Here is a 12521-nt window from a genome sequence, read left to right as displayed (position 1 = left end):
CTTAGTTCCCCTCACCTGTTTGCGTTTCATTGTATTCAGCAACTGGCTGAACTTCCGGATGTGCTTGCGGCGCCCATGCAACCGGACGGTCAGTATCTAGCTCAAAGTTAGAAATTGCATCTTTCACTAAACGTGCGTCTACTTCACCTTCGTCAGCTAATTTTTTCAAGGTAGCAACAACGATGTGCGCAGCATCAACACCAAAGAAACTACGTAAATTCGCACGTGTATCTGAACGGCCGTAACCATCTGTACCCAATGCAACAAATGGGCGACCATCTGGAAGATAAGCACGGATTTGTTCACTGTAAGCACGCATATGGTCGGTCGCAGAAACTACGATACCTTCCGTACCACGTAATTGTTTAGATACCCAAGATTCTTTAACTTCTTCAGCAAGTGGGTGTAGGCGGTTGTATTCTTCACATGCCATACCATCACGTGCCAATTCATTGAAGCTTGTTACACTCCAAACGTTTGAATGGATTTGGTATTCATCACGTAAGATTTTCGCAGCTTTAATCACTTCGCGAAGGATTACACCTGAACCAAGTAACTGAACAGTTGCTTTTTCATCTTTCTCGAATAAATACATACCACGTTTAATACCTTCTTCAACGCCTTCTGGCATTGCAGGATGCTCGTAGTTTTCATTCATTACAGTTAAGTAATAGAACACACGCTCTTGATTCACATACATACGTTGTAAACCGTCATGTACGATGACAGCCAACTCATAACCAAAACATGGGTCATAAGATACGCAGTTTGGAATCGTGTTCGCCAAGATGTGAGAATGACCGTCTTGGTGCTGTAAGCCTTCACCGTTCAATGTTGTACGACCCGCAGTCGCACCTAACAAGAAACCTTGAGCTTGTGCGTCACCCGCAGCCCATGCAATATCACCAATACGTTGGAAACCAAACATTGAGTAGTACATGTACATTGGAATCATTGGCAAGTTATTGGTTGAATAACTTGTCGCTAACGCAGCCCATGCACTCATCGCACCTGCTTCGTTAATCCCTTCTTGTAACATGTGACCGTCTTTTGCTTCACGGTAATGCATTAACTGCTCTTGGTCTTCCGGTGTATATTTTTGACCGTGAGCGGCATAAATACCAAGCTGACGGAACATACCCTCTAAACCAAAAGTACGTGCTTCATCTGGAACGATTGGCACTACGCGGTCTTTAATTGCTTTTTCTTTAAGTAAAGCAGCAATTAAACGAACCATCACCATAGTGGTTGATTGTTCTTTGCCACCCGAACCTTTCAACACTGCATCAAATACAGATAAATCAGGAATCGCTAAAGATTCACTCTCACGACGACGTGCAGGTAAGTAACCACCTAACGCTTCACGACGCGCTTTCATATATTTCATTTCTGGAGAGTTTTCACTTGGGCGATAGAATGGAAGCTCTTCTAATTGCTCATCTGTGAATGGAAGATTGAAACGGTCACGTACATATCTTAAAGAGTCGATTTGCATTTTTTTGATTTGGTGAGTTTTGTTTACCGCTTCAATTTCTTCAGATAAACCGTAACCTTTAATGGTTTTCGCCAAGATTACTGTTGGTTGACCTTTTGCCTTCATCGCTTCTGCATATGCAGCAAAAACTTTGTAAGGGTCATGACCACCACGGTTAAGATTATCGATATCTTCATCGCTTAAATCTTTTACAAGTTCCGCAGCTTCAGGGTATTTACCAAAGAATTTTTCGCGTGTATATGCGCCGCCTTTTACTTGATAGCGTTGATAGTCGCCATCAACAGCTTCTTCCATACGTGCTTTTAATGCGCCACTTGTGTCTTTAGCTAGTAATGGATCCCAATGACGACCCCATACTACTTTAATGACACGCCAGCCTGCGCCACGGAAGATTGATTCAAGTTCTTGAATAATTTTACCGTTACCACGTACAGGACCATCTAGACGCTGTAAGTTACAGTTAACTACCCAAATTAAGTTATCAAGCTTCTCACGACCAGCAAGTGAGATCGCGCCTAAGCTTTCTGGCTCATCCATCTCGCCATCACCGAGATATGCCCAAACTTTACGATCTTCTTCTTTGATCAAGCCACGGTTCATCAAATATTTTTGAATGTGCGCTTGATAAATCGACATGATTGGACCAAGACCCATTGATACAGTTGGGAATTGCCAATAGTCTGGCATTAAATATGGATGCGGATAGCTTGGTAAACCGTTACCGCCAACTTCACGGCGGAAATTACTTAACTGTTCTTCAGTTAAACGTCCTTCAAGGAATGAACGTGCATAAATACCAGGAGCACAGTGTCCTTGGTAATAAATCATATCTCCGCCAAAGTTATCACTGTTAGCGCGGAAGAAATGGTTAAAACCTACGTCATATAATGTTGCACTTGATGCGAAGCTCGCCAAGTGACCACCTAAATCATCACCTGTTTTATTCGCGCGAAGTACCATTGCTAAGGCATTCCAACGAATCAATGCACGAATACGGCGTTCCATATCTTGGTCGCCTGGCATTGCAGGTTGCTCTTCAACAGAAATTGTATTTAAGTAAGGTGTATTGAGACGTTGAATTGGAACATGCTTAGCAATTGCTTGTTGGTAAAGTTTTTCCAACAAGAATGCCGCTCGCTCAGTTCCCATGTGTTGTAAAACTGAATCGAATGCATCTTGCCATTCTTGGGTTTCTTGTGCGTCGGAGTCACCGTAAAACGCCATAATTCACCTGTTCCTTGTTCTCTAATCTACTTTGTATTTTTACCACGTTTTACCCCTTTCAAGTTATTGCCACGGGTGAATGTGGGGGGGGCCTATTATTTTCTGAATGAATAGTCATTGACCGAGCAGTAAACAAAATAACAAAAAAACGCCAATAAAGGCGTTTTTTTATACAATCATTACGTTAAAAAAGGTTTAAGTTAATTTCAAATTCATAAATTTAATAACCTTGACCTTGGAGGCAATGCAATTAAGGCAACATTGCCAGGTAAGTTGATGGATTCTTACGTTGACCATCTTTAACTACTTCATAATGTAAATGTGGACCAGTACAACGGCCTGTACAACCGACATTAGCAATATGGTCACCCGCAGAAACCTGATCACCTACTCGAACCATTAAGCGTGAAGCATGCGCGTAACGTGTTAAATAACCATTACCATGGTTAATTTCAACATATTGGCCATAACCTGTGCCCCAGCCTGATTTAGTCACAATACCCGGGCCAGTCGCATAGATTGGCGTACCACTTGGTGCAGCCATATCTAAACCACCATGATGCTCTGCACGACCACCCATGGTACGACCACCAAAGTTAGAAGAAACACGTACTGTATCAGGAAGAGGATGAGAAACTAACCAAGAATAAGGATTTGAAGAAGAGGTTTTAAATGAGTTTTTAGCTGTCGTAGTGCCGTATTTCTTTGCCAGTGAATCATTGTTGAGTTCAACTGTTTTCTCACGTAAAGTCACTGAAACTTTTGCACTCGCCGGAAGATCTAAATCATCAGGATGAGTATATGAGCCTTGAGATAGTGTTTTTGATAACTGTTCCAATCGATCTGAATCAGTAGATTGGTTAATATTTTGATAATCTGCAAAAGCAACCGATGCTGCCGAAGCGGCAAGTGAAAACGCTAATAAAATACGACGCGTGTGCATAAAAACCTCTTGAAACTGTTCTTACTCAAGTTCCTTATGATCTCTTCCTTGATATCGGTTGAAATGAACGCTTAAGATTAGGACAAGAAACCATTTGAGAATGATCAATGTCTAAACCCGATAACGTTTTTCAACAAACCGGAAAACACATAAAAACAGGAAACCTTACGTTTCTAACAACGCAAGTCGCGCAATGGCAAAGACTTACGAAAATAATCCAACCCTTATTGCCCCAACCGGAACAATGGCAAGTCGTGTGTTATCAAAATGGCTCTTTAATTATTACTGGTGAAAATCAGGCAATGATTAGTCAACTCAGCTATTTACAGAGCCAATATGTATCTAAATTATCTCAACTTGAAGGATTAAAAGACCTACAAAGAATTCAAGTTCGCTTAAGAAATAAAACTATTCCTGTAACGACCTCATCTGAGCCTTCTAAATCCATCCCCCCGGAAACACAAGAAATGTTACGTAGTGCTGCCGACTTCGTGAGCGACCCTAAGCTTAGCCAAGCTTTACTACGTTTGGCAAGCAATAAAAAATGATGAGCTTTCTATTTCTTAATTAGAATCGTTCTTAATATGTGATAAAAATCACACTTATTAATGTTACATTATAACATAGCCAAATAAAGACAATGACTTATGTCACACTCACGTATGGAATTGGACAGTCTTTCTCGTCATCAAATGTTACAATTTCATAATTACTCGGATCGCTTTGAACATTGCGTAATAGCTGATTATTTAAGGCATGTCCTGATTTATAGCCATCAAACTTGGCAATAATTTGATGACCAAGTAAATACAAATCACCAACTGCATCTAAAATTTTGTGACGAACAAACTCATCGGCAAATCGTAAACCTTCTTCGTTCACAACACCCGTATCATCTACACCAATTGCATTATCTAGACTTGCTCCTAAAGCTAAATTATTTGCTTTGAGGTAATCCAAGTCTTTCATAAAACCAAAAGTTCGTGCCTCACTGACCTCATACACAAACGTTTCAGTAGAAAAATCGATGGTTGCAGACTGATATTCTTTGGCAAATGCAGGATGATCAAAATTAATCGTAAAGTTAAGCTGAAAGCCATTATGCGGGCTGAATATTGCTTTTTTATCATCAATTAAAGCCTCAACTGGCTTTAATATTTTTATAAATTTCTTAGGAGCATCTTGTTCACGCAGGCCACCTTGCATGAGCAAATAAATAAATGGACCAGCACTACCATCCATAATTGGAACTTCAGAAGCAGACACTTCCACAATTAAGTTATCGATTCCTAAACCGGCAATCGCACTCATCACATGTTCGATTGTCCCGACTTTAATATCGCCAGTGACAAGATTTGAACACATAAATGCTTCTTGAATCAGCAATGCATTAGCAGGAATATCGACAGGTGGATCCAAATCGATACGGCGAAATACAATACCTCCATCCACGGTATGTGGAATGAAATTGATCATCACTTTTTGACCGCTATGAAGACCTATTCCACTCGCTTTTACCACACGATTGAGAGTACGCTGTTTCACCATGCTTTGTAACTTCTTTTTTAAAACCGCTATACGTTAGCATATTTAGTCATTGATCAAAAATAAAAAAAGGCAGTGTTTATACACTGCCTTTCAATAGATTGTACGCTAAATTACTTACGTTGCTGATTTTTCAAGTAATCTTGAATACTCATTGGCGAAGAACGCGGTGTTGAACTTGGCGCATTATTCACGTCATTTTCAGCATTTTGGCGTTTATTAATTGCAGGAACGTCATCTTCATCTACAGATTGAGCAGACTGAGTTGATGTATGACTAACTGTATTACGCTTTCTTGGCTCTGCATCAGCGGCATTACGTGTTAAACCAGTTGCAATCACAGTTACGCGTAATTCATCACGTGCATCTGGGTCAAATACTGTACCGTAGAAGATTTCACCTTCATCGAGGTCAACAATCTGGTTAACAACGTCAGTAATGATTTCTGTTTCACGTAATGTGATGTCATCGCCACCAGTAATGTTAATTAACACGCCTTTCGCATTAATAATATTCACATTATCAAGCAATGGGCTACGGATAGCTTGTTCAGCTGCTTGACGCGCACGGTCTTCACCACGGCCCAAACCAGCACCCATCATTGCGTAACCACGAGTACTCATTGCAGTTTTCAAGTCCGCGAAGTCAAGGTTAATGTGACCACGGTTAACTACAAGGTCAAAGATACTGCGTACAGCGTTTAACAATACGTCATCTGCCTTTTTATAGGCATCTTTCATTGAAATATCGCCATAAACGCTTAATAAACGTTGGTTAGGAATAATAATCAATGAATCAACATGAGCTTCAAGTGCTTCAATACCACGCTCAGCAGACTTTTGACGACGACGGCCTTCAAAGTTAAATGGAGTTGTTACAACACCAACAGTCAAAATCCCCATTTCTTTAGCAACTTCGGCAACAACCGGAGCTGCACCAGTACCTGTACCACCACCCATACCAGCGGTTACAAACACCATGTCAGTCCCTTCAAGGTGCTGACGAATAATTTCACGGCTTTCTTCTGCTGCTACCTGGCCTACTTCAGGGTTAGCACCTGCACCTAGACCGCGTGTACTTTGCTCACCTAACTGAATTTTGAAAGGGGCATTCATACAGTCAAGTGCTTGTTTATCTGTATTAGCACAAACGAATTTAACACCCTGAATATCAGACTGTACCATGTGCTGAACGGCATTACCGCCACCGCCACCTACACCAAATACAGTGAAACGGGCTTGACCGTTGCCATCGTTTAGTTCATCTTCTATAAATTCAAATGAGGCCATGACCTTTAGGGTTCCTAATACATTATGGCAGTCACTTCAGCCCGTATACTGCCTTGATTTTCAAAAATAACTAATTTTAAGAATGCTGTGCAATACCAACCTTGTCAAGTACAGTGGTTTTCTCTTACAACTTCCTAACAATTCTACCAATAAATACATACATCCTAAAAAATGGCTTTAAGTTTGCTATTAAAAGCATTCCAGCCATTCACCATTCGTTCCCATACCGAACGGTCATTTCCCTCTTCAGGCTCCTCAACAGCTTCTTGTAATTCACTTTGGCTAAACATAAGTAAACCAGCTGCTGTTGCATACATTGAGCGGCGTAATGCAGCTTGATGCTGATCATCAGCATACACCTGTAATGGCGGATTACCTAGATGGGCAGACACACCTAACATACGACGCGCCAAACTTACCATACCTTCAATCTGGCAAGCATCACCAGTCAATACAACACCATGATATAGACCATGGATTGCACCGCTTTGTTCAAGTTCTTCGCGAATCTGGCTGAAAATCTCTTCATAACGAGCAATAATAATTTCCGCTAACTCAATTCGGCTAATCGTTTGCGGACCATCAATACCCTGTACTTGAATCATATGGTCAGGCTTAACAGCACTTAGATCAACGCAGCCATGCAGAATCTTAATACGTTCAGCTTCTTCAGTGGTTGTTTGCAACACGGCAGCAATATCACGTGTCACATGCTCACCACCACGCTGTAAGGTGCGTGCTAAAGCCAAACGGCCATCTAAATAAACTGCCAGATTGGTAATACCTGCACCAATATCGACAAGACAGACACCATATTCTTTTTCATCTTTAAGCAAACTTGCCTCAGCCGTAGCCAAGCAAGAAACCACCATTTTCTCAACTCCAATGTTCGCGCCTTTCATCGCACGATCAAGGTTTTGCATAGTGGCAATCGGCATCATCATAAGCTGATAATGACCAGTCATGCTGTGAGCGGTCATATTGATTGGGTTTTGAACCCATTCAGATGAGTCGCCTAATTCAAATCCTAATGGGACCGCACTCGCTAGATAATAGTCAGAAGTCACATGGCTTGCTTTTGCCAACTCTAATGCACGTACAACTTCATTGGTTGTAATCACATGTGCCGGGTTAGCAACAGGTGTGCGTCCAGAAGCATAGAAACTTTGTAGCTCGGTACTCGGAATAGATACCCACGCACTATGAATGCGACATTCGGCCATATTTTCCGCTTCAGCAACAGCGTTTTTAATCGCAGCAATGACTTTATCGAGACTTACAATTTTTCCTTTGTTCATGCCTCGATTGCGAGCAGTTGCCATACCGATAACCTGAATGTTATCCGGCGCATGAATTTTTCCAATCAAAACTGAAACTTTATGCGTCCCAATGTCAATCGCAACAACTGAGGGAACAGCTTCACTCATCACTCATACCATTTCTTTGTTGTCTAATACCAGGCAAATTGCCTATTTTAAAGCCACGTATTATGGCTTTGCTTTTGTACCACCTGCAATGCTTGTGTCATCACTCGTTACAACAAACTGACCATTCACGATTTTAGGTGGGGTTGCATTCTTCCATTGAATAGATAATCCATTACGATATCGCAAATCAATGGCTGAGATTTTCGGCCACACAGGTTTTAGGTCAGATTGTGCCAAGTGACTTAAACGTTGCAATTTATTCATTGTTTGATCTTGGTCAACAATAATTCGTAAACCAGAGTCAAACTGCATAAACCAAGTCATTCGCTCTGTTAGATATAACTCTTTTAAACGCAAATTAACAGGATGGAATAACTGATTAATTTCATTATAGCGTCGCATCATCATTTTAGACTGACTTACCGGACCGTGTAGCAACGGAAGCTCAGGATGAAGTCTCGGCTCTGCTTCACTAAATACATCGCCACCATCGCTCAATAAGCGACCTGTTCCCCAACGGGCGATAGCATGTCGAGGCATAACACGAACGCGAATACCATTGGGCCAAGCACGAGATACGACGACTCGGTCTACCCAAGAAATTTCTAATGCTTTATCACGAATCTGCTCTAAATCAGATGTAAAGTAGTTATCTTTTACAATCGGCTGCACATATCGCATCACTTGCTGAGTCTCAACTGGAGTTGTTGAACCTACAACTTCAAGTTTTGCAACAGTTGCATCAGTAATAACTTTATATAGTCCGTAAATTCCGACCGCCAAGACTAAAAAGGCAATAACCAGCAACACCCATCCGCCGGCATTGGCAAGTTTTTGCTTGCGCGTAGGCGGTTTTTCATGAATGGAGGTAATTGCCGCACGTTTACGGCGCATGGATGCCGGAAGTTGTGCCATATTTAAGCCGTACCTTCCAATGTTTGCTCAAGAATTGCAACACACAATTCATCAAAGCTATAACCTACTGCTTTAGCAGCCTTTGGTACAAGCGAATGACTGGTCATGCCTGGCACAGTATTTACTTCTAAAAGCCAGAAGTTACCTTGCTCATCCTGCATTGCATCAATACGTCCCCAGCCTTCTGCACCTACGGCTTGGAAAGCGCGTAAACATAGAGCTTGTAGTTTTTTCTCTTCAGTTTCGCTAAGACCACAAGGAATGCCATACTCAACATCATTACGTTGATATTTTGCTTCGTAGTCATAGAAAGCAACATCTGCTGGTGGCTGCAAACGAATAACAGGTAGAGGCTGACCATTTAAGAATGAAATCGTAAATTCGCGTCCTGTAATCCATTTTTCTGCCATAACTACAGCATCATGCTGAGTTGCCTTTTCAATTGCTGCCGCAAAATCTTCAGCTTTCTCAACTTTACTCATGCCTACACTTGAACCTTCATGTACAGGCTTGATAATGACAGGCAACCCCAATTCAGCAATCACTGAATCCAAGTCAGTTTCTTTAGTAATAATGCGATACGGTGCAGTTGGTAAATCACTTCCTTGCCAGATTTGCTTGGTTTTGACTTTATCCATACCAATGGCAGAACCTTGTACACCCGTTCCTGTATAAGGGATGTTCAACCACTCAAGCACACCTTGGATTTGACCGTCTTCGCCACCACGACCATGCAATACAATAAATGCACGGTCATAGTTTACAAGTTCAGTCACGCTACGGTCTTGCGGATCAAATGCCTCAGCCTGAACACCTGAACGTAACAAGGCGTCCAAAACTGCCTGACCACTATCTAAAGACACAGCACGCTCAGCCGATTTCCCACCAAGTAACACGGCAACTTTGCCGAATTTTGTAGCATTTGACACGTTTAAATCCTTAACCCGATAATTCAATACTTTTTGTTTATTTCACATACAAATGGTGCTGTGCAAGTTCTACTGAAATTGCTCCCACGTTACCTGCACCTTGCGTTAATAACAAGTCATTTGGTTGTAACACATTTTGCATGATGTTTTGCAAATTACCTTCAACCGGATCAATCAAAATCGGTTCAACCTGACCACGCAAGCGAATACTACGCGCCAAAGTACGGCTATCTGCGCCAACAATTGGTTTTTCCCCAGCCGGATAAACTTCTAGTAATAATAATTGGTCGACTTGAGATAAAACTTCAATAAAGTCATCAAAACAATCACGTGTACGAGAGTAACGGTGTGGTTGGAAAAGCATAACTAAACGACGATCAGGATGGCTCTGACGAGCAGCTTTAATCGTAGCTTCCACTTCTTTAGGATGATGCCCATAGTCATCGACTAATTTTACATTCCCTTCACCAAGCTCAAATTCACCTTGTACTTGGAAGCGACGTCCAACACCACTAAAACCTTTTAATGCACGGCTAATTGCTTCATCCGAAACGCCTTCATCAGTTGCAACACCAATTGCAGCCAAAGCATTTAAAACGTTATGTAAACCCGGTTGATTAATGGTTAGACGTAACGGCTCACGTCCTTTACGTAATACAGTAAAGTGCGAACGCATACCATCTTGCTCTACATCAATCGCACGGATGTCATTATCTTCATTAAAACCATAAGTAATAACCGGACGGCCTACACGTGGCAAAATCTCGCGGATGTTCGCATCATCGCCACAAACCACAGCCAAGCCGTAGAATGGTAAGTTATGAAGGAACTGTACGAAGGTATCTTTTAATTTATCGAAACTGCCTTCATAAGTATCCATATGGTCAGCATCAATGTTTGTTACAATCGCTGCCATTGGTTGTAAATAAAGGAAAGATGCGTCCGATTCGTCAGCTTCAGCAACAATAAAGCGGCTTTCACCAAGCGCTGCATTTACACCTGTACTGTTAAGTAAACCACCGATCACATAAGTTGGGTCGAGGTTTTCTTCCGCCAACATTGTCGTCAAAAGACTTGTGGTTGTAGTTTTACCATGTGTACCTGCCACAGCAATACCATGACGGTAACGCATAAGTTCACCGAGCATTTCTGCACGACGTACAATCGGAATACGTTGTTCAATGGCAGCTTTAACTTCCGGATTTTCCGGGTCAATTGCTGTTGACACGACAAGCACATTTGCATTTTTAATATTTTCTGCTTCGTGTCCGATATAGACCTTAATGCCATTTTCTTCTAATTGTTGTGTGGTTTTTGATGCCTTAATATCTGAACCGGAAATTTTATATCCTTGGTTAGCTAACACCTCAGCAATACCACACATACCTGCACCGCCAATTCCCACAAAATGAATGTGTTTGATACGGCGCATTTCAGGCACTTTAATCAGTTTTTTTGCTTGGTTCGCAGCTGTTGTTGGAGACATAGTAAATCCGATTACATTTTTTGGATAAGATCAACCACATGCTGAGTTGCATTTGGTTGGGCATGTTGACGCGCTTTCACTGCCATTTCTGTAAGTAATTGGCGATTCATCAGCGTAGTAAACAATTGATTTAAAACTTCTGGTGTCATAGTCGATTGCTGGCAAATTTTTGCAGCACCGACATCGGCCAGAAATTTGGCATTTGCAGTTTGATGGTCATCCACTGCAATAGGAAGCGGTACAAAAACTGCTGCAACACCAGCTGTTGCTACTTCTGTCACAGTTAAAGCACCAGCACGGCAAATAATCAGGTCTGCTTCGCTATAAGCTTTCGCCATATCTTCAATAAACGGCAAAACCTGTACGGTCAAATTTGCTGGTGCGTCTGCGTACAAAGCTTGAGTTGCTTCAACCTGTTGCTGACCACATTGATGGAAAATATTCAGTGGAACCTGAAGTTGTTTTAATGCCGGAGGTAAGCGTTCATTCAGTGCTTTTGCACCTAAAGATCCGCCCACAATTAAAATATTTAACGGCTTACCCGCTTGCTCGCGTTCATCATAGCGCCACTTTGGGCTTAAGATATCAGTGATTTCACGACGTACCGGATTTCCGGTTGTCACTACTTTTTCGCTAGCAGGAAATGTATTTGGAAAAGCTTCACATACCACTTTAGCAACACGGGATAACTGTGCATTGGTAAATCCTGCAACCGCATTTTGCTCATGGATGAGAACAGGAATACCTAATAAACGCGCTGCTAGCCCACCCGGGCCTGCCACATATCCCCCAAAGCCTGCAACAGCATCCACTTTAAGCTGTTTCATATAGCGCATTGCACTAAAAGTTGCTTTTAAAATTTTAAAAGGTGCAGCAAGTTTACGGATCACTCCGTTTCCACGCACACCTTGAATATCAATTTGATAAATTGGAATATTTTGATCTTTTAATAAACGATTTTCCATACCTGTTGGCGTGGCTAACCATGAAACTTGACAACCTTGTTGTTGAAGTTGTTTGGCTACGGCGAGGGCTGGAAAAACATGTCCACCAGTACCGGCAGCCATCATCATGACATGTTTAGGTTTGCTTTGCTGTGAATCGGTCACGGTCTAATTCTTCAACTCAAAAAACAATGGAAATTGTCATCTATTTTTGTAGCCGTTTATTTTAATCCTAAAGCTTCATTAACGAAAAGCGAATTTCACTCGTTTATAACAGAAAGATGTGCTTTTTTGAAAATATGCCTACAAAGCGCTAGCGTATTT

At 41.7% G+C, this 12521-nt stretch carries 10 protein-coding genes; 1 reads left to right on the top strand and 9 read right to left on the bottom strand.

Annotation, left to right across the window (positions count from 1 at the left end):
• Position 1 precedes the first annotated feature (1 nt).
• Positions 2 to 2719, bottom strand: a complete 2718-nt coding sequence (gene aceE, locus MKL62_RS16185; RefSeq protein ID WP_000896433.1) for a pyruvate dehydrogenase (acetyl-transferring), homodimeric type — start codon at positions 2717 to 2719, stop codon at positions 2 to 4.
• A gap of 250 nt (positions 2720 to 2969) precedes the next feature.
• A complete protein-coding gene (locus tag MKL62_RS16180; RefSeq protein WP_000557460.1) occupies positions 2970 to 3662 on the bottom strand; it encodes a M23 family metallopeptidase in 693 nt (230 codons plus the stop codon).
• Positions 3663 to 3769: 107 nt separating this feature from the next.
• Between MKL62_RS16180 and MKL62_RS16175 the strand changes: the two genes are divergently transcribed.
• On the top strand, positions 3770 to 4210 hold the full coding sequence (locus MKL62_RS16175; RefSeq protein WP_000042455.1) for a DciA family protein: 441 nt from the start codon (positions 3770 to 3772) through the stop codon (positions 4208 to 4210).
• Positions 4211 to 4307: 97 nt separating this feature from the next.
• Here MKL62_RS16175 and lpxC read toward each other — a convergent pair whose 3' ends face one another.
• From lpxC to murG, 7 genes are all read right to left on the bottom strand, one after another.
• On the bottom strand, positions 4308 to 5210 hold the full coding sequence (gene lpxC / locus MKL62_RS16170; RefSeq protein ID WP_005127841.1) for a UDP-3-O-acyl-N-acetylglucosamine deacetylase: 903 nt from the start codon (positions 5208 to 5210) through the stop codon (positions 4308 to 4310).
• A 110-nt stretch (positions 5211 to 5320) separates the two neighbouring features.
• Entirely contained in the window at positions 5321 to 6496 is a 1176-nt protein-coding gene (gene ftsZ, locus MKL62_RS16165) for a cell division protein FtsZ (RefSeq protein WP_000135734.1), read from the bottom strand.
• A gap of 164 nt (positions 6497 to 6660) precedes the next feature.
• A complete protein-coding gene (ftsA, locus tag MKL62_RS16160) occupies positions 6661 to 7923 on the bottom strand; it encodes a cell division protein FtsA (RefSeq protein WP_001287630.1) in 1263 nt (420 codons plus the stop codon).
• 60 nt (positions 7924 to 7983) lie between these two features.
• A complete protein-coding gene (locus MKL62_RS16155; RefSeq protein ID WP_000057903.1) occupies positions 7984 to 8838 on the bottom strand; it encodes a cell division protein FtsQ/DivIB in 855 nt (284 codons plus the stop codon).
• A gap of 2 nt (positions 8839 to 8840) precedes the next feature.
• A complete protein-coding gene (locus tag MKL62_RS16150) occupies positions 8841 to 9767 on the bottom strand; it encodes a D-alanine--D-alanine ligase (protein WP_000063661.1) in 927 nt (308 codons plus the stop codon).
• Positions 9768 to 9804: 37 nt separating this feature from the next.
• Positions 9805 to 11253, bottom strand: coding sequence for a UDP-N-acetylmuramate--L-alanine ligase (gene murC / locus MKL62_RS16145; protein ID WP_000075472.1), 1449 nt, complete (start codon positions 11251 to 11253; stop codon positions 9805 to 9807).
• An 11-nt stretch (positions 11254 to 11264) separates the two neighbouring features.
• Positions 11265 to 12362, bottom strand: coding sequence for an undecaprenyldiphospho-muramoylpentapeptide beta-N-acetylglucosaminyltransferase (gene murG, locus MKL62_RS16140; RefSeq protein WP_000132437.1), 1098 nt, complete (start codon positions 12360 to 12362; stop codon positions 11265 to 11267).
• Positions 12363 to 12521 lie beyond the last annotated feature (159 nt).

This window comes from Acinetobacter sp. AOR01_HL (genome assembly GCF_027855455.1).
Lineage (GTDB): Bacteria > Pseudomonadota > Gammaproteobacteria > Pseudomonadales > Moraxellaceae > Acinetobacter > Acinetobacter baumannii.
The sequence above is the reverse complement of the archived record's forward strand: the minus strand, read 5'-3'. Positions and strand labels throughout refer to the sequence as shown.